Origin of the sequence: uncultured Intestinibacter sp., from assembly GCF_902468165.1 — a bacterium.
Taxonomy (GTDB): domain Bacteria; phylum Bacillota; class Clostridia; order Peptostreptococcales; family Peptostreptococcaceae; genus Intestinibacter.
The window spans coordinates 1-18,476 of record NZ_CABQXJ010000032.1; the positions used below are offsets into that span (position 1 = coordinate 1).

At 28.9% G+C, this 18,476-nt stretch carries 19 protein-coding genes; 8 read left to right on the top strand and 11 right to left on the bottom strand.

Translation table 11 applies throughout. The features are described 5' to 3' along the window. From RDX53_RS07340 to dnaA, 11 genes are all read right to left on the bottom strand, one after another. On the bottom strand, positions 1-619 hold a 619-nt coding region (locus RDX53_RS07340; protein ID WP_307993908.1), incomplete at its 3' end, for a sigma-70 family RNA polymerase sigma factor. Beyond that, positions 619-1,005 (bottom strand): ATP-binding protein, encoded by a 387-nt coding sequence (locus tag RDX53_RS07345; protein ID WP_195930066.1) that lies wholly within the window; start codon positions 1,003-1,005, stop codon positions 619-621. The genes RDX53_RS07345 and RDX53_RS07340, both read right to left, overlap by 1 nt. A 23-nt stretch (positions 1,006-1,028) precedes the next feature. Then, the gene (locus RDX53_RS07350) at positions 1,029-1,346 is read right to left on the bottom strand and encodes an STAS domain-containing protein (protein ID WP_195930051.1); all 318 of its coding nucleotides are present in this window, start codon (positions 1,344-1,346) and stop codon (positions 1,029-1,031) included. Positions 1,347-1,371: 25 nt separating this feature from the next. Beyond that, positions 1,372-1,629: a DUF948 domain-containing protein gene (locus RDX53_RS07355; protein WP_195930052.1), complete on the bottom strand. Its 258-nt coding sequence runs from the start codon at positions 1,627-1,629 to the stop codon at positions 1,372-1,374. Next, the gene (locus RDX53_RS07360; protein ID WP_195930053.1) at positions 1,629-1,910 is read right to left on the bottom strand and encodes a YtxH domain-containing protein; all 282 of its coding nucleotides are present in this window, start codon (positions 1,908-1,910) and stop codon (positions 1,629-1,631) included. Before RDX53_RS07360 ends, RDX53_RS07355 begins: the two co-directional genes overlap by 1 nt. A gap of 245 nt (positions 1,911-2,155) precedes the next feature. Then, complete coding sequence (gyrA, locus tag RDX53_RS07365) at positions 2,156-4,588, bottom strand: DNA gyrase subunit A (RefSeq protein WP_195930054.1); 2,433 nt, start codon at positions 4,586-4,588, stop codon at positions 2,156-2,158. Between the two features lie 18 nt (positions 4,589-4,606). Continuing rightward, entirely contained in the window at positions 4,607-6,508 is a 1,902-nt protein-coding gene (gene gyrB, locus RDX53_RS07370; protein ID WP_195930055.1) for a DNA topoisomerase (ATP-hydrolyzing) subunit B, read from the bottom strand. Then, the gene (gene recF / locus RDX53_RS07375) at positions 6,509-7,624 is read right to left on the bottom strand and encodes a DNA replication/repair protein RecF (protein ID WP_195930056.1); all 1,116 of its coding nucleotides are present in this window, start codon (positions 7,622-7,624) and stop codon (positions 6,509-6,511) included. A 26-nt stretch (positions 7,625-7,650) separates the two neighbouring features. Then, the gene (gene yaaA / locus RDX53_RS07380) at positions 7,651-7,860 is read right to left on the bottom strand and encodes a S4 domain-containing protein YaaA (protein ID WP_195930057.1); all 210 of its coding nucleotides are present in this window, start codon (positions 7,858-7,860) and stop codon (positions 7,651-7,653) included. A 149-nt stretch (positions 7,861-8,009) separates the two neighbouring features. Next, complete coding sequence (gene dnaN, locus RDX53_RS07385) at positions 8,010-9,125, bottom strand: DNA polymerase III subunit beta (RefSeq protein ID WP_195930058.1); 1,116 nt, start codon at positions 9,123-9,125, stop codon at positions 8,010-8,012. A 265-nt stretch (positions 9,126-9,390) separates the two neighbouring features. Further along, positions 9,391-10,746: a chromosomal replication initiator protein DnaA gene (gene dnaA, locus RDX53_RS07390; protein WP_307993909.1), complete on the bottom strand. Its 1,356-nt coding sequence runs from the start codon at positions 10,744-10,746 to the stop codon at positions 9,391-9,393. Between the two features lie 982 nt (positions 10,747-11,728). Here dnaA and rpmH point away from each other — a divergent pair. The 8 genes from rpmH to rsmG all read left to right on the top strand — a co-directional run bounded on the left by rpmH (position 11,729) and on the right by rsmG (position 18,368). Next, on the top strand, positions 11,729-11,863 hold the full coding sequence (gene rpmH / locus RDX53_RS07395) for a 50S ribosomal protein L34 (protein ID WP_039679955.1): 135 nt from the start codon (positions 11,729-11,731) through the stop codon (positions 11,861-11,863). A 99-nt stretch (positions 11,864-11,962) separates the two neighbouring features. After that, positions 11,963-12,310: a ribonuclease P protein component gene (gene rnpA, locus RDX53_RS07400; RefSeq protein WP_195930060.1), complete on the top strand. Its 348-nt coding sequence runs from the start codon at positions 11,963-11,965 to the stop codon at positions 12,308-12,310. Between the two features lie 30 nt (positions 12,311-12,340). Further along, a complete protein-coding gene (yidD, locus tag RDX53_RS07405; RefSeq protein ID WP_007285208.1) occupies positions 12,341-12,592 on the top strand; it encodes a membrane protein insertion efficiency factor YidD in 252 nt (83 codons plus the stop codon). Between the two features lie 20 nt (positions 12,593-12,612). Beyond that, positions 12,613-13,377, top strand: coding sequence for a YidC/Oxa1 family membrane protein insertase (locus RDX53_RS07410; RefSeq protein WP_307993910.1), 765 nt, complete (start codon positions 12,613-12,615; stop codon positions 13,375-13,377). Continuing rightward, entirely contained in the window at positions 13,298-13,999 is a 702-nt protein-coding gene (gene jag, locus RDX53_RS07415) for an RNA-binding cell elongation regulator Jag/EloR (protein ID WP_195930062.1), read from the top strand. Before RDX53_RS07410 ends, jag begins: the two co-directional genes overlap by 80 nt. A 209-nt stretch (positions 14,000-14,208) precedes the next feature. Further along, complete coding sequence (gene mnmE, locus RDX53_RS07420) at positions 14,209-15,588, top strand: tRNA uridine-5-carboxymethylaminomethyl(34) synthesis GTPase MnmE (protein ID WP_307993911.1); 1,380 nt, start codon at positions 14,209-14,211, stop codon at positions 15,586-15,588. A 172-nt stretch (positions 15,589-15,760) separates the two neighbouring features. Beyond that, positions 15,761-17,656: a tRNA uridine-5-carboxymethylaminomethyl(34) synthesis enzyme MnmG gene (mnmG, locus tag RDX53_RS07425; RefSeq protein ID WP_207743831.1), complete on the top strand. Its 1,896-nt coding sequence runs from the start codon at positions 15,761-15,763 to the stop codon at positions 17,654-17,656. Continuing rightward, positions 17,649-18,368, top strand: coding sequence for a 16S rRNA (guanine(527)-N(7))-methyltransferase RsmG (gene rsmG / locus RDX53_RS07430; protein WP_295778364.1), 720 nt, complete (start codon positions 17,649-17,651; stop codon positions 18,366-18,368). Before mnmG ends, rsmG begins: the two co-directional genes overlap by 8 nt. Positions 18,369-18,476: the final 108 nt, after the last annotated feature.

Consider the following 18,476-nt stretch of genomic DNA (forward strand, 5'->3'; position numbering starts at 1 on the left):
ATTTATTCACAAATTTTTCTATAAAATCTTTATATTCTATATTAGAAAAACTATCTTCTTGTCCACCTATCTTGTCAATTAAAGTTACTTCCGTATCTTCAGAATCACCATTTATAGGAGAATCTAATGAAACAGGCTGATATCCATATGATGCTTCTAAAGCTTCTAATACTTCTTCTTCTCTGCATCCTATATATTCTGCAATTTCTTTTACTTTAGGTTTTTTCTTATTTTGTTGTTCTAATAAAAGTTTTGCTTCGTTTACTTTTTTATTTAATTCTTGAACTCTTCTTGGAACTCTCATAGTCCAGACTTTATCCCTAAAGTATTTTTTTATTTCTCCTATAATAGTTGGCGTTGCAAAACTTGAAAACTCATAACCTTTTGACATATCGTAACGTTCTATAGCATATATAAGAGCTAATGAACCTACTTGGTATAAGTCTTCAAATTCAACCCCTTTATTTATATATTTTTTAGCTAATATATTAACTAAATAAAGATTTCTCTCGATTAATATATCTCTAACTTCTTTATTACTTTTATCTTGACTGTAAATATTAAATAATTCTTTATTATCCATATCTAGATAGTTGGTAACAGATGACATATCTTTCATTAATTATCAACTCCTAAATATTTTGTCATTTTTATAACTGTTCCATAATTTATATTAGATTTGATCTCTACTTCATCCATTAAACTTTGTATTATAAATAACCCAAGTCCGCTTTCTTTAGGTTCTTCTAAATTAGGCACATCTATCGAATCAACATCATATCCTTTGCCACTATCTATTATTGTAATAGTTAATCCATTTTCAAATATTGTATATTCTACAGAAAATTTATTGTCTAAACTATGTTTTATAGCATTTGTACAAGCTTCTGATACAGCTACTTTTATATCTTCGATATCTTCTAAACAAAATCCTATTTTATTAGCTATCCCTGATGTAGTTAATCTTATAACGCTTACATATTGTGGGTTAGAAGCAATTTCCATTTTTATAGTTTCAAAATTCAATTCTATCCCTCCATTTTAAATATTTTATCAAGTCCTGTTATAGAAAAAATCTTTTTAACATTATCTCTTGGTGATTTTATATATATTTCTTTATTTTCAACTTTTATTCTTTTTAGTATTCCTATAATAACACCTAATCCAGTTGAATCAATATAATCTAGATTTTCTAAATTAAGTCTTATGTTTTTTATACCTTTATCAATTAATTTATGTAAATACTCTTTAAATTCGTCTGCTGTAGATACATCTAATTCTCCTGCTACTAATACTTCCCAGAAATCAGCATCTGTATCATTTTTTAATTTTATATCTATAGACATTTACAAACCTCCTGCACTATTCCAATTATTTTTTAAATATTCTTAAAACCTTGAAGAAACCAGTTACTTTTTCAACCACATCTAATATACTTCTTACATCATTTGTTATATCGGCTGCATTATCTATTATTTGATTTAAGTTTTTTTCATTGTAATCAATTATTTTATTAACTCTATCAATTGTTTTTGTAGCTGTATTTAGTGTTTTAGCTATGTATATAGCTATTATTAATATCGCAACACCAAATAAAACTGCCCCAATTTGCCAACCAATTGCATTCATTATTTATTCTCTCCTTCTTCATCAAAACGTCTGCTGACTACTATGTCTTCTTCTTTGATTTCCATTTTTTCTTCAGATAAGTCATCTTTTATTTTAGACACTTTTTGTTTTACATCTGCAAATGTTTCATGTAGAACATCTTTGGGATTTTCTTTTATTGTGTCTATCTTTTCTTTGGCATCTCTTCTTAATTCTTTGCCTTTCTTAGGTGCTAAAAATAATCCAATAAAAAATCCTATTATTACTCCTAATGTTAAAGTTCTTCCTCTTTTTTTACTCATATCATCTAGCTCCTTTCACCTTTAAATATATTTATATTATATATTACATTGTGGATTGATTATATATTATTTATTCAAAATACCAAAAAAGTTTATTAAAAAATGCTTTTAAAGTTATTTCTTGGACATTTCTTAAATCTCTTATTATAATATGCAAAATTGCAATTTTTAACTATCCACAAATAATATATTTTGTCCACAATATTAATCAATGTATGTAATATAGAAAAAGAATAGGTGTTACCCTATTCTTCCTCATCTGTATTTATTTTAGCTATTGAAACTACGTTAACTTCATCATCTGTTTTCATAAGTTTAACACCACTAGTAACTCTTCCGAATACAGATATATCATCAACTCTTAATCTAATAAGGACTCCATCAGAATTTATAAGCATCAATTCGTCTTCGTTGTTTACCATTGTTGCTCCAACTATTTCACCTGTCTTTTCAGACATGTTGTAAGTTTTAATTCCTTTACCTGCTCTTATTTGGCTTCTATATTCATCTATGTCTGTTCTTTTTCCATAACCATTTTGGCTTACAACTAATAAGTCTTCACCTTCATCAGATAAACTCATAGATACTACTCTGTCGTCTTCAGATAAAGTTATACCTTTAACACCCATAGCAGTTCTACCCATTGGTCTTATGTCTTTTTCATCAAATCTAATTGACATACCTTTTGATGTTACAAGTAATACATCTTTTTCTCCGTTAGTAGTTTTTACATCTATTAATTCATCGTCATCTCTTAATCCAATAGCAATTAAGCCTGATTTGTTGATATTTTTGAATTCAGATCTCTTAGTTTTCTTAACTATACCTTTTTTAGTAGCTAATAATAAGTAAGAATCATCATTTGTTGTTGTATCAACTTCAATTAATGTTGCTATTTTTTCATTTGGTCCTAATTGAAGTAAGTTTACTATTGCAGTTCCTTTTGCTTGTCTCTTCCCTTCTGGAACTTCAAATGCATCTAATCTAAATACTCTACCTCTATTAGTAAAGAATAATAATCTATTGTGAGTTCTTGTAGTTATAAGGTGTTTTACGAAGTCTTCTTCTCTAACAGTAAGAGCAGATATTCCTCTTCCACCTCTTCTTTGACTCTTATAAGTATCTAAAGGTAATCTCTTGATATATCCGAAATGAGTTAATGTTATAGTTATTTCCTCATCATCTATTAAATCTTTTATATCTATTTCACCTTCAGCATGTCTTATTTCTGTTCTTCTAGCATCTGAATGTTTCTTTTTAATTTCTAAGATTTCGTCTTTTATAACACCTAGTAATAATTGCTCATCTGCAAGTATTGATTCTAAGTATTCTATCTTTTTCATTAATTCGTTGTATTCAGCTTCTACTTTTTCTCTTTCTAGCCCTGTTAACTTTTGAAGTCTCATATCTAAGATAGCTTGAGCTTGTATATCACTTAATTTGAATCTTTCCATTAATCCACTCTTAGCCATTTGTGTATTTGCAGAAGATCTGATTAAGCTTATAACTTCATCTATGTAATCTAAGGCTATTTTTAAACCTTCTAATATATGTGCTCTTGCTTGAGCTTTGTTTAATTCGAATTTAGTTCTTCTTGTTACTACATCTTTTTGATGTTCAACATAGTAGTATAATATTTGTTTTAAGTTTAATATTCTTGGAACACCGTTTACTAGAGAAAGCATTATTATACTGAATGTATCTTCAAGTTGAGAATGTTTGTATAAGTTGTTTAATACTATGTTAGCATTTACATCTCTCTTTAACTCTATAACGATTCTCATACCATTTCTGTTACTTTCGTCTCTTAAGTCTGATATTCCTTCGATTTTTTTATCTTTAACTAATTCAGCTATTCTTTCAACTAATTTAGCTTTATTAACTTGGTAAGGAATTTCTGTTACAACTATTTGTTGTTTTCCTTTAGGAAGCTCTTCTATTTCTGCTCTAGATCTAACTTTAACTTTACCTCTACCAGTTTTATAAGCTTCAGCTATACTATCTTTACCCATTATTATTGCACCAGTTGGGAAATCTGGACCTTGTATATATTCCATTAATTCATCAACTGAACAATCTGGGTTATCAATAAGATGTACTGTAGCATCTATTGTTTCACCTAAGTTGTGTGGTGGTATAGATGTTGCCATACCTACAGCTATACCATTTGATCCGTTTACAAGTAAGTTAGGGAATCTAGCTGGTAATACAGTAGGTTCTTTTAAAGATTCGTCAAAGTTTGGTCCGAAATCTACAGTTTCTTTGTCTATATCTCTTAATAATTCTAATGATAACTTACTCATTTTTGCTTCTGTATAACGCATTGCGGCTGGTGAGTCACCATCTACAGAACCGAAGTTACCATGTCCATCAACTAAAAGTCCTCTAGTTGAGAAATCTTGTGCCATTCTAACCATTGCTAGGTATACTGCACTATCGCCATGTGGATGGTACTTCCCTAAAACGTCCCCAACTATACGGGCAGATTTTCTATATGGTTTATCTGGAGTTAAGTTTAACTCATTCATAGAGTAAAGTATTCTTCTATGAACTGGTTTTAAACCATCTCTTACGTCTGGAAGTGCTCTACCAGCGATAACACTCATGGCATAGTCTATATATGAATCCTTCATTTCTTTCGAAATTTCGGCAGGAATTATTCTATTATTTTCTTCCATGTTTATTCTCCTTCCTCATTAAATATCTAAGTTCTTAACGAATTCAGCATTTTCTTCTATAAATTCTTTTCTTGGTCCAACTTTATCTCCCATTAACATAGAGAATATTCTATCTGCTTCTGTAGCATCATCTATTGTTACTTGAAGTAAAGTTCTTGTTTCTGGGTTCATTGTTGTTTCCCATAATTGTTCTGGGTTCATTTCCCCAAGACCTTTATATCTTTGAAGCTCAATTCCACTCTTACCTATTTCTTCTAATAAAGTTTCTAATTCTTTATCTGAATAAACATAGTATTCTTTCTTTTGTTTTTTAACTTTGTATAGAGGTGGTTGTGCTATATAAACATAACCATTATCTATAAGTGGTCTCATATATCTAAAGAAGAATGTTAATAATAATGTTCTGATGTGTGCACCATCGACATCGGCATCGGTCATTATTACTATTTTGTGATATCTAGCTTTTTCTAAATCAAAATCATTTCCAACACCACAACCATAAGCAGTTATCATGTTTTTGATTTCTTCTGATGATAATATTCTATCTAATCTAGATTTTTCAACGTTAAGTATTTTACCTCTAAGTGGTAATATAGCTTGTGTATATCTATCTCTACCTTGTTTTGCTGAACCACCGGCAGAATCCCCTTCGACTAAGAATATTTCACTTTTTGCAGGGTCTTTTTCTGCACAGTCTGCTAATTTACCTGGTAAAGAAGTACTTTCAAGTACAGTTTTTCTTCTTGTTAATTCTCTAGCTCTCTTTGCAGCTTCTCTAGCTCTTTGAGCTCTTAATGCTTTATCCACAATTACTCTTGCTGTTTGTGGATTTTCTTCTAAGAATGCACCAAGTTCTTCAACAGTTACTGCATCAACTATACCTCTCATTCTAGTGTTACCTAATTTAGTTTTAGTTTGTCCTTCGAATTGAGGGTCTGGTAATTTAACAGATACAACTGCTGTAAGACCTTCTCTTATGTCTTCACCTGATAAGTTTGCATCGCTTTCTTTTAATAATTTATTTCTTTTAGCATACTCGTTTACTGTCTTTGTTAACGCAGATTTAAACCCAGCTAAATGGGCTCCACCTTCATGAGTATCTATATTGTTCGCAAATGATAATATATTTTCAGAATATCCATCTGTGTATTGGATAGCAATTTCAACCATACAGTCTTGTATTTTTTTATCTATGTAAACTACGTTTTCATGTATAGGAGTTTTAGTGCTATTTAGGTATTCTACGAACTCTCTTATACCACCATTGTATAAGAATTCTTTTTTCTGTTCTTGTCCAGGTCTCTTATCTTCAAATACTATTCTTACACCTTTGTTTAAGAATGCTAACTCTCTTAATCTACTTTCTAGTGTTTTGTAGTCAAATACTATATCATCGAATATTGTAGCATCAGGCATAAATTGAATTATTGTTCCTGTATGATCAGATTCACCTACTATCTCTAATTCTGAATCTGTTATACCTTTTTTATAACTTTGTCTGTATATCTTTCCATTTCTGTAAACTTCAGCAACTAACCATTCTGAAAGTCCATTAACAACAGATATACCAACACCGTGAAGACCACCAGATACCTTGTAACCTCCACCACCGAATTTACCACCGGCATGTAGTATTGTTAATACTGTTTCAAGTGTAGATTTACCTGTTTTAGGATGTGTTTCTACAGGTATACCCCTACCATCATCCTTAGTTGTTACACTACCATCTTCGTTAATGCAGACATATATTCTATCACAGTATCCTTGTAATGCCTCATCGATACTGTTATCCACAATCTCATATACTAAGTGGTGTAAACCTCTTGGTCCTGTAGATCCAATGTACATACCTGGTCTTAATCTAACTGCTTCTAAACCTTCTAGTACCTGAATCTGATTTGCACCATATTCTTGTTTCATCTAATTACCTCCATCCTCAATATTTGTAACTTTTCCTTTATCTATATAAAAAATTGCTGTATCACTCTCATCAAAAATTCTCTTATGTGCTAGTTCCGCACTAGTTATAAACATTTGGACTTCGCCTAAATTTTTGACTAATAATTTTTGTCTAGTTTCGTCTAATTCGCTAAAAACATCGTCTAAAATTAGAACTGGATTTTCGTTCACTTCTTGTCTTATTAGTTCTATCTCAGATAATTTTAACGAAATAGATGCTGTTCTCTGTTGACCTTGAGAACCGTATAATTTAACATCTAAATCATTTATAAAAATGTTTAGGTCATCTTTATGAATTCCGTACTTAGTCATTCTAGTTTCTATATCGTGTTGTCTATTTGATTCTAATTTTTTTAATAGCTTATTTTTTGCATCTATAACGGTATCCTCATCAGATAAATTTATCTGATTTTTATAAGTTATCAACAATTCCTCATTGTTACCTGTTAATTTCTTGTGCATTTCATTAGATATTTTAGCTATTTTTTTTATAAAATCTCTTCTCAAAATGTAAATATAGGCACCATAATTAGCCAGGTTCTCATCATACACAGACAATAGATTAGCATCTACCATCTTACTTTTTAAAGTTTTATTTCTCTGAATCAATATTTTATTATAATTAACTAGATAATTATAATATTTAGGCATGATTTGGCTAATTTCTTTGTCAATAAATGATCTTCTCTCTCTAGGACCGTCCTTAACTAACTTAAGGTCCTCTGGAGAAAAAATTACGACATTTAAGTTACCCAGCAATTCTTGAATTTTTTGAATATGAATCTTATTAACTTTTATTCCCTTTTTATTCTTTCCAATTGCAACTTCAATTAAACCTTTTGAAGAGTTTTTTAAATAATTTCCACCGATATATAGGTTTTCACTTCCGAATTTTATGACTTCCTTGTCTTTATTGGTTCTAAATGATTTTCCAAATGATAGCATGTATATAGCTTCTACAATGTTAGTTTTTCCTTGTCCATTTTTTCCAACGAGTAAATTTATGTTTTTCTCAAAATTTAAATGTAAATTATCATAATTTCTAAAATTTATTAGTTGTAAGCTATTTAATCGCATAAGAATACTCTCCTTAGAGTACTAACTTACTTTGTTAGTGTTATTTGATTTCCTTCTACTTCAACAACATCTCCAGGTACTAATTTTTTACCTCTTCTTGTTTCAACTTCACCATTTACTTTTACAACGCCCTCTTGAATAAGGTATTTTGCATGTCCACCTGTTGATGCAATATCAGCAAGTTTTAGAAATTGATCTAATTTTATATATTCTGATTCTATTTTCAATTCAAGCATAACTTACCCTCCTACAATTTTTAATCTAATAACTTATTATATCATAACTAAAAAAAACTCGTACTATTTATTTTTAGACGAGTTTTTTTTATGTATTCCTTTTCTGTAATATATTAACATTTATTAACAGTTGTGGATTATTTAGTGGATTAATTATTAGAAGATATTCTTACTGGTAAAAGTAAGTATGTATATTTTGTTCCATCAGCTGGCTTAATTATACAAGGATTCACATTTGTTGTGAATTCTATAAATATTTCTTCACAATCTATATTTTTAAGTCCCTCTAATAAATATCTTGAGTTAAATGCTATATCTAAATAATCACCTTCTAGTGATAATGCCACTTCTTCATAAACATTACCTTTTTCGTTGTTTGAAGTTATAGCCATCACAGAATCTCTTATAGATAATTTTATAAGATTATTAAGTTCAGATTGAGAAAGTAAAGATGCCCTTTCTATACTGTTTAATAAATCTCTTGTTTTTAATTTTATTTTTGAATTATACTCCCTTGGGCATAACTTGTTATAGTCTATGAATTCTCCATCTAGAAGTCTTGTTACTATTTTAGTTTCATCCAATATGAAAATAGCATTTTTTTCATTGAATCCAACTTTAACATCTTCTTCTGAAGATAATAAACTATTCACATCAATTAGTGTTTTCCCTGGGATAATTATCTTAGCTTTTATATCTTCATGGCTTAAGTTATCCACTTGACAACTTCTAACCGCAAATCTATAACCATCTATTGCAACTAAGTTTATATTTCCATTTTCTATTTCTAAAAGCTCTCCCATAAGTATTGGCTTAGTTTGATCTTGTGATGTTGCAAATACTGTTTGTTTTATCATACTTTTTAGTACGTCTTGAGGTATGCTATATAACTTATCCTCATTAACATCTGGAATTTGTGGATATTCTTTTGCTGAATCCCCTTTTATTTTGAATTTTGAGTTTAAACAATTTATATAAACATTGTTATCTTCATCTGTTTCTATTTCTACAAATGAATCTGGTAATTTTCTTATTATATCCCCAAATAGTTTTGAATTTATTACTATACTTCCTTCTTCAATTACTTCTGCTGAAACATGAGTTTCTATTCCTATTTCTAAATCATATCCCTTTAAGACTATTTCATCTTGTTTCGTAACTATTAAAACACCTTTTAGTAAGTCTAAAGTTGTTTTTGAATTAATAGCCTTTTGCACAATTCCAATTTTATTAGCTAATAGTTTTTGATTACAAATTATCTTCAATGTGGATAACCTCCTTGTTGCTTTTTTAATAAAATAATTAATAATAATGATAGTAGTATTAGTAGTAGGTGTTGTTGATAATGTGTATAAGTACTTGTAGAATACTGATATCAATGATTGCAGCATGTGTACAAAATGTGTATAACTATGCAAAAACCTATTGATAACTTTGTGGAAAGATTATGGATAACTTTTTGCCAAAAATTATATACACATCTATTCACAGGTTTATCCACAAGTATTCACAGGTAAACTGTGTATAACTTTACCCTTTTAATTCTGCTATTATTTTACTTATTTTCTCTTTTAATTCACTATTTTTTTCAAGCTCAAGATCTTTTGAAATTTTGTCATGAGCGTGTATAACTGTAGTATGGTCTCTTCCTCCAAATTCGTTTCCTATCTTAGGTAACGATAAGTCTGTAAGCTCCCTACTTAAATACATTGCTATTTGGCGTGGATAAGCTATTGTTCTTGTTCTTTTCTTAGAATTAAAGTCATCCATTTTGATTCCAAATGCAGTAGAAACTTTTTCTTTTATTCTATTTACAGATATCTCTTGGCTTTCTGATGTTGTTACAATGTCTTTTAAAGCTTCAACAGCTAAGTCGTAAGATATATCTTTGTTGATAAGTGATGAATAAGCTACAACTCTTGTTAGAGCGCCTTCTAACTCTCTTATATTTGATTTTATATATGTAGCTATATAATTCATTACTTCATTAGGAATATCTATATTTTCTATTTGAGCTTTTGTTTTTAATATAGCTATTCTTGTTTCAAAATCAGGTGGTTGAATATCTGCGATTAATCCCATTTCGAAACGAGATCTTAACCTGTCTTCTAATGTAGGTATCTCTTTTGGAGGTCTATCACTAGAAATAATTATTTGTTTATTTGCTTCATGTAAAGCATTGAATGTGTGGAAGAACTCTTCTTGAGTACCTTCTTTACCTGCTATAAATTGAATATCGTCTATAAGCAGTATATCAACATTTCTATATTTATCCCTAAATTCCTCGTTTTTATCGCTTTTTATTGAATTTATAAGTTCATTTGTAAATTTTTCAGATGATACATAAACAACTTTTGCATCATTTTGCTCTTTCATAATAGAGTGTCCGATCGCATGCATTAAGTGAGTTTTTCCAAGTCCAACACCACCATATAAGAATAGTGGATTATATGCTCTTGCTGGTGATTCAGCAACTGCAACACAGGCAGCATGAGCAAATCTATTACTATTTCCTATTACGAATGTATCAAATGTGTATTTAGGATTTAGTCTAGGGTAATTTCTAATAATATTATTGTTACTATTGTTGTTAATAATAATATTATTATTTGAAGTTTTTAAAGGATTTTGTTCAACTTCGTTACTATCAGAAATAATTTTAATTTCAAATTTGTTTGAAGTAAGTTGGCTTAAGCAACTTTCTATCAAATTTAAATATCTAGTTCTTAATATATCTTCTGCAAATTCAGTAGGTGCAAGTAATGTCAACTCATTCGAATTTGTTTCAATAGGTACAGTGTTTTTAAAAAATGTTTCAAAGCTAGCAGATGCAACTTCACCTTTTATAAGTTGCAATGTTTTTTTCCATAATGAAACGATGTCCATATTTAAACCTCCAACAAATTATTAGTTTTTCCACAGAAATATCCACAAAAAGCTTAAAAAATGACAAAGTTAGAATTCTAATATAGTTACTAACAACAATCGGTGGATAACTTGTGGATAATGTGTGCGTACGTATTTAATATATATAATTATTAACAAGCTGTGGATAAAGTTATTAAGATTATTAAGTATTGTAATTTCAATGAATAGTAATAATATTGTCAATAAAAGTGCTAGTTATACACAAGAATATCCACATGTTGTGAATTGCTTAATAACTTTATCCACAGTATTAACATGCACCTTAATAATATCAAAAAATTTTCCAAATTACAATATGACTAAATTAAATTATCCACAAATAAACAGGGATGTGGATAATTTAATTAACATAGTGTGAATCAAATGTGCATATAAAAAAATATATTATTTGCAGGCTAAAAGCAAGAGCCAATTTTACAAATTAAATAAAAAAATAAAAAGGCAAAATTTGATGGATTAAGAGTATAAATTTGTGGAAAATGTGAATTAGTTTATTTTTAGTTAATATAAAGGAGGTATTTTAGAGAAAATATAAAAAAGGTATAAAAAATTTTTAAATGTTTATATTGTAATAATGAAGAAATATAAAAAGAAGTCACATTTTCAACAGATAAATGTGGATAGTTGTGGATAAAATAGAATATGTAGATGAACTTAAAATCAAATTGTAGTAGGTTAAGACCAAGGGCTAAAAAAATGAATAAATTATTTTGAAATTAATCTGTTAAGATATGCACATATATGTTGATAATAATGTGAATATATTTTTGCATTATGTGTAATTTTTATAAAAAATTTAACCGTTTTAATATGTTTAATAAGCTCAAAAACTCGTTGACAACCTAATTAAAAGCATTTATAATAATATGTGTTATGTTTACTTTGAAAGTAAAATTATTATTTTTATAAATGGAAAAAAATTTGAAAGGCGGTGCAAAGAATGAAAAGAACTTATCAGCCAAAAAAAAGACAAAGAAAAAAAGAACACGGATTTAGAAAAAGAATGAAAACTTCTAACGGAAGAAACGTGTTAAAAAGAAGAAGATCTAAAGGAAGAAATAGATTAACTCATTAATTTAAAAAGGCCGCTTAAGAAAGTGGCCTTTTTGCGTAATTTTTTTAAATTTAAAAATGAAGAAAACAATGAAGCTGTGTTTATGGAGGATTAACTAAGATGTATTTTAATGAAACTGAACGTTTGAGAAAAGACTCTGATTTTAGACGAGTTTATAAACACGGTAAATCTTTTGCAAATAGATACTTAGTAATGTATATAATGCGAAACAATTTAGAATATAATCGAGTGGGCATATCAGTTTCTAAAAAGGTAGGAAAAGCGATTGTTCGCAACAAGGTTAAAAGAAAAATAAGAGAATCATTTAGATTAGATGTTGATGGCAAAATAAAATCTGGATACGATATAGTTTTTATTGCTAGAGTTGCAATAAACGACGTGCAATACAACGAAGTTAATAAATCTATGAAGCATCTCGTAAATAAGTTTAAATTATTTAATAGATAATTGTTTCTAAATTATGGAGGTTCAAATTTGTTGAATAAAATAGTTTATAAATTGAAGGAAATAAACGTTTATTTATCGAAAGTATGTATTTACTTAATAAGATTTTATCAAAAATATATATCTCCATTGAAAGGACCTACTTGTAGATTTTATCCAACATGCTCTCAATATGCAATAGAAGCATTTAAAAAATATGGAGTGATAAAGGGCATGTTTCTCACAATAAAGAGAATACTAAAATGCCACCCATTCCATCCAGGGGGCTATGATCCTCTAAAATAATATTTCGGGAGGTATACGAATTGTTAGACGCAATAGGGAATTTTTTAGGTATTATACTTAGCTTTATAGTAAATATAGTTAATGACTATGCTTGGTCAATAATCATATTCACTATATTAGTTAGATTATGTCTTCTGCCTTTAATGGTAAAACAAATCAAGTCAACTAAGGCAATGCAAGATATTCAACCTAAAATGAAGGAAATTCAAGAAAAATATAAGAATAAGCCAGAAAAACAACAAGAAGAAATAATGAAGCTTTACAAGGATGCAAAAATAAATCCTATGGCAGGATGCTTGCCGATGTTTATACAATTACCAATATTAATGGGGTTATTTGCACTATTAAGAAATCCTGTTTCACATGGGGTGTTTCCTAATGAAGCGGCATATCATGCTGCTAACCACGGATTCTTATGGATTTCAAGTGTATCACAAACGCATAACTTAAGTTTAGGTATACTATCTGGTATAAGTGCTTACTTCATGCAAAAATCTATGGCAACAACTGATGAGTCTCAAGCTCAAATGATGAAATCGATGACGATAGTAATGACAGCTATGTCTTTCTGGTGGGGATATACGTATGAAGCGGGTCTTGCACTTTATTGGACAATGAGTAATATATTCTCAATAGCACAATACTATTTAGTAACAAGTCCTTTAAAAGCTAAGATGGCTAACTCTGAGGAGGAAGTAGTTAAAGATGAAAAATCAAGCGATAGAAAATCAAACAAAAAAGAACAATCAAACAGACAATCAAAAAAGTCTGGAACTAAGAAGTAAGTCACAAGAAGAAGCAATACAAAAAGCAATTGAGCAATTAAATGTAGATAAAGAAGATATCGAAGATATAAAAGTTGAAGTTATTGAAGAACCAAGTAAAGGATTCTTAGGTTTTATAGGAGCTAAAGATGGACTTTATAAAATAACTTTAATTGAAAAACAAATAGAAATAAAAGAAATTGATATAGCAAAAGAGTTTATAGAAACAATGTTACATAATGCAAAAGTAAATGCTGATGTAATAGCTACTCAAGAAGATAATTTAATAAAAATTAATATCAAAGGAAAAGAAGCAACATGTCTAATAGGTAGACGTGGTGAAACTTTAGATGCTGTTCAATTCTTAACTGGTTTAGCTCTTAATAAAATAAATAAAGATTCTCACTGTAGAGTACTAGTAGATATAGAAAACTACAGAGAAAAAAGAGAACAATCTTTAATTAGATATGCTAACAAAGTAGCTAGAGAAGTAGCTAAAACTAAAAAAACTAAAAAATTAGACTATATGAATCCATATGAGAGAAGAATAGTTCACTCAGCACTTCAAAATGATAAGTATGTAATTACTTACAGTGAAGGAACAGATCCATATAGAAGATTAGTAATAGAGTATAAAAGATAATTTGAAAACCTCCTAAGATATAGGGGGTTTTCTTTTTAAGTAGTATTTTTTAAAATATTTTTACTAGATATTTATAGAATTTTTAAATTAGGTATAAAATGTTAATAAGTGTTGATATAATATTCAATTGAGTTTGAGTTAAAAATGTTAAAATAGAGATTGTAAAATTTAAATAGAAAATATAATTAGAAATTTAAGAGGTGATAATTTTGTTTATAGATGATACAATAGCAGCTATTGCCACTGCCCCAGGTGAAGGTGGTATAGGAATAATAAGAATAAGCGGAAGCAACTCATTACCAGTTGCAGAAGAAATATTTAAATCAGTATCGGGTAAAAAAATAAGTGAATATAATCTTAGAACATTAATATATGGAAATATATTTGATGGAGAAAAAAGAATAGATGAAGTTTTAGTAGCTTATATGAAAGGACCTAACTCATACACAGGTGAAGACGTAATAGAAATAAATTGCCACGGTGGATTTATTTCAGTTAAAAAAATATTAGAACTAATATTAACTAAAGATGTTAGATTAGCAGAAGCTGGTGAATTTACAAAGAGAGCATTCTTAAACGGAAGAATAGATTTATCTCAAGCTGAAGCTGTTATAGATGTAATAAAATCAAAAACAGATAAAGCACAAGAAGTTGCTCAAAATCACTTAGAAGGAGCTTTAGCTAAAAAAATAAGAAGTCTTAGAAATAATGTTACAGAAGTTCTGGCACAATTAGAAGTTTCTATAGATTTCTCTGATGAAGATGTAGAAGATGTTACTTATAAAGAAATAGAAGACAAATCTTTAGCATTAAGAGATGAAATTAAAAAGTTATATGATTCAGCTGAGAGCGGTAAAATTCTTAGAGATGGACTAAAAACAGTAATAATCGGTAAACCAAACGTAGGTAAATCATCATTATTAAACTCTATCTTAGGAGAAAATAGAGCTATCGTAACAGAAATAGCAGGGACTACAAGAGATGTTATAGAAGAGTTCGTAAACATCAAAGGTATTCCACTAAAAATAGTAGATACTGCAGGTATAAGAGAAACAGAAGATATAGTTGAAAAAATAGGTGTTCAAAAATCTAAAGAATCTATAGATTCAGCAGATTTAGTTATAATAGTTTTAGATTCATCAAAACCATTAACTGATGAAGATTTAGAAATACTAGAAAATGCGAGAAGTAAAAAGACAATAGTATTATTAAATAAAATAGACTTAGAACAAGCTATAGACCAAACTTTAATTGAAGAAATTGTAGGAAAAGAGAATATAATAAAAATTTCAGCACTTAAAAATGAAGGAATTGAGAAAATACATGATAAAATAGAGGCGATGGTATTTGCCGGAGATGTTAAGAGTTCTTCAAGTGTTGTTATAACAAACTCAAGACATAAAGATGCATTATTTAAAGCTTATAACTCAATAAATGATGCTATAGCTGGAATAGATCAAAGATTACCATATGATTTCATAGAAGTAGATTTTAAAAATATTTGGGACTACTTAGGATATATAAATGGAGATACAGTACAAGAAGATTTACTAGATACAATCTTCAGCAACTTCTGTATAGGAAAATAACAACTAATATTTTAGAACAAGATATAAATTATTTATAGACAGGAAAACAAATCTAAAAAATATATTTATATCTTGTTGATTTTAAATACTATAAGTTTATAATTTATAGATGTGTAATAAACTATGTGAAATAGAAATGTTCCCCGTGGAACATTTTTAGAAAGGAGCAATAATGATAACATTTGATGCAGGAAATTATGATGTAATCGTAGTTGGTGCAGGACATGCAGGATGTGAAGCTGCATTAGCTTCAGCTAGAATGGGATGTAAAACATTAATGGTTACATTAACACTAGATTCAATAGGAATGATGCCTTGTAACCCATCAATAGGTGGAACAGGAAAAGGACAATTAGTTAAAGAAGTAGATGCCCTAGGTGGAGAAATGGGAATTAACATAGATAAAACTTTTATACAAAGTAGAATGTTAAATACTGCAAAAGGACCGGCAGTACACTCACTAAGAGCACAAGCAGATAAATTTAAATATCATACAGAAATGAAAAAAACTCTAGAAAATGAACCAAATCTAGAAATAGTAATGGATGAGGTTGTTGATTTAATTAATGACGGAAACGTAATAAAAGGTGTTATAACTAGAATGGGATGTAAATATCATTCTAAAGCAGTTATATTAGCAACTGGAGTTTACTTAAATTCATTAATTTATATAGGTGAAGTAACATTAAACGAAGGACCTAATGGATTAGGTTATGCAGAAAGATTAACTGATAAATTAGTTGATTTAGGATTAGATATGAGAAGATTCAAAACTGGTACACCAGCAAGAATCCACAGAGATAGTATAGATTTCTCAGAAATGGTACCTCAAGAAGGTGATGAAAAAGTAACTCCATTCTCATTTATGAGTGATGATTTAAAAATAGACCAAGTATCTTGTTACTTAGCAAGAACTAACTTAGATACACATAAAGTTATAATGGACAACATAAACAGATCAGCTATGTATAGTGGAAAAATAAACAGTACAGGGCCAAGATACTGTCCATCAATAGAAGATAAAGTTGTTAGATTCAACGATAAAGAATCACATCAAACATTTATCGAGCCAGAAGGTTTAGATACAAAAGAAATGTATATTCAAGGTATATCTACAAGTTTACCATATGAAGTACAACTTCAAATGTATAGAAGTATGAAAGGTCTTGAAAACTGTAAAATAATGAGACCTGCATATGCAATAGAATATGATTGCTTAAATCCAACACAATTAAAAGCTTCACTAGAAATAAAAGTTACAGAAAACTTATTCAGTGCAGGACAATTTAATGGTACATCAGGATATGAAGAAGCAGCAGCTCAAGGACTTATGGCTGGTATAAATGCAGCAAGAAAAATACAAGGAAAAGAACCATTTATATTAGATAGATCAGAAGCATATATAGGTGTTCTAATAGACGACTTAATAACTAAAGGAACTAATGAACCTTATAGAATGATGACATCAAGAGCAGAATATAGACTTTACTTAAGACAAGATAATGCTGATATGAGACTTACTGAAAAAGGATATGAAATAGGTCTTGCAAGCCAAGAAAGATATGATAGATTCTTAGCTAAAAAAGCATTAGTAGAAGCTGAATTAGAAAGATTAAAAACTGAAAGAGTTACACCAAAAGAAGTAAACGAATTATTAGCACAAAAAGGTGCATCAGAAATAAAAGTAGGTTTATCTTTATATGACTTCTTAAAAAGACCAGAAGTAACTTATGACTTATTAGAACAAATAGGTAAAGGTGCATCAGAAGAAGTTCCTTATGATGTAAAAGAACAATGTGTGATAATGTCTAAGTATGAAGGATATATAGATAAACAATTAAAACAAATAGATCAATTTAAAAAATTAGAAAAGAAAAAACTACCAGAAGATATAGATTATTCAACAATAGAAGGTCTTAGAATAGAAGCAAGACAAAAACTTAATGATATAAAACCATTATCAATAGGTCAAGCATCTAGAATATCAGGAGTTTCTCCTGCTGATATATCTGTATTACTTATCTATCTTGAACAAATGAGAAGAACAAGAGGTGGAAATAATGAGTAATATAGAAATACTAAGACAAGGTATAGAAGACTTTGGAATAGAGGCTAGCGATAAAATGCTAGCTGATTTCCAAAAGTATAAAGAGATATTAGTTGAATGGAATCAAAAAATGAACCTAACAGGAATAGAAGATGAAAAGGAAGTTTTCATAAAACATTTCTTAGATTCTGTATCTGCTGTTACAAAAGGTTATATAAAAAATGGAATGTCTTTAATTGATGTTGGAACAGGAGCAGGATTCCCAGGAATGCCTCTAAGAATCTGTTTACCAGAATTAAAAGTAACATTACTTGATTCTTTAAATAAAAGAATTAACTTCTTACAAGAAGTAGCAAATCAATTAGATATAGATGATATAGAATTTATTCATGGAAGAGCTGAAGATTTCGGTAAAAGTGAAGAATATAGAGAATGTTTTGATATAGCAACAGCTAGAGCTGTAGCTGGATTACCTGCACTTATGGAGTTTTGTGTTCCATTTGTAAAAGTAGGCGGATACTTTGTTTGTCTAAAAGGACCAAATGCTAATTTAGAATTAGAAGAATCTAAAAAAGCTATGGAAGTATTAGGTTTAGAATATATCGAAAAAATAGATATAAAACTACCAGAAATAGATTTAGATCATAATATATTAGTATTTAAAAAAGTTAAAAATACACCAAGTAAGTATCCTAGAAAAGCAGGAAAAGTTACTAAAAATCCTATAAAATAATATATAATGCTTTGAAGACCAAAAATATAAAGGATTACAACATAAAATGAAGAATAATATTCTTAAAGAAAGTTGATAAATAGAGACGGAGATTGTTTAATCAAATCA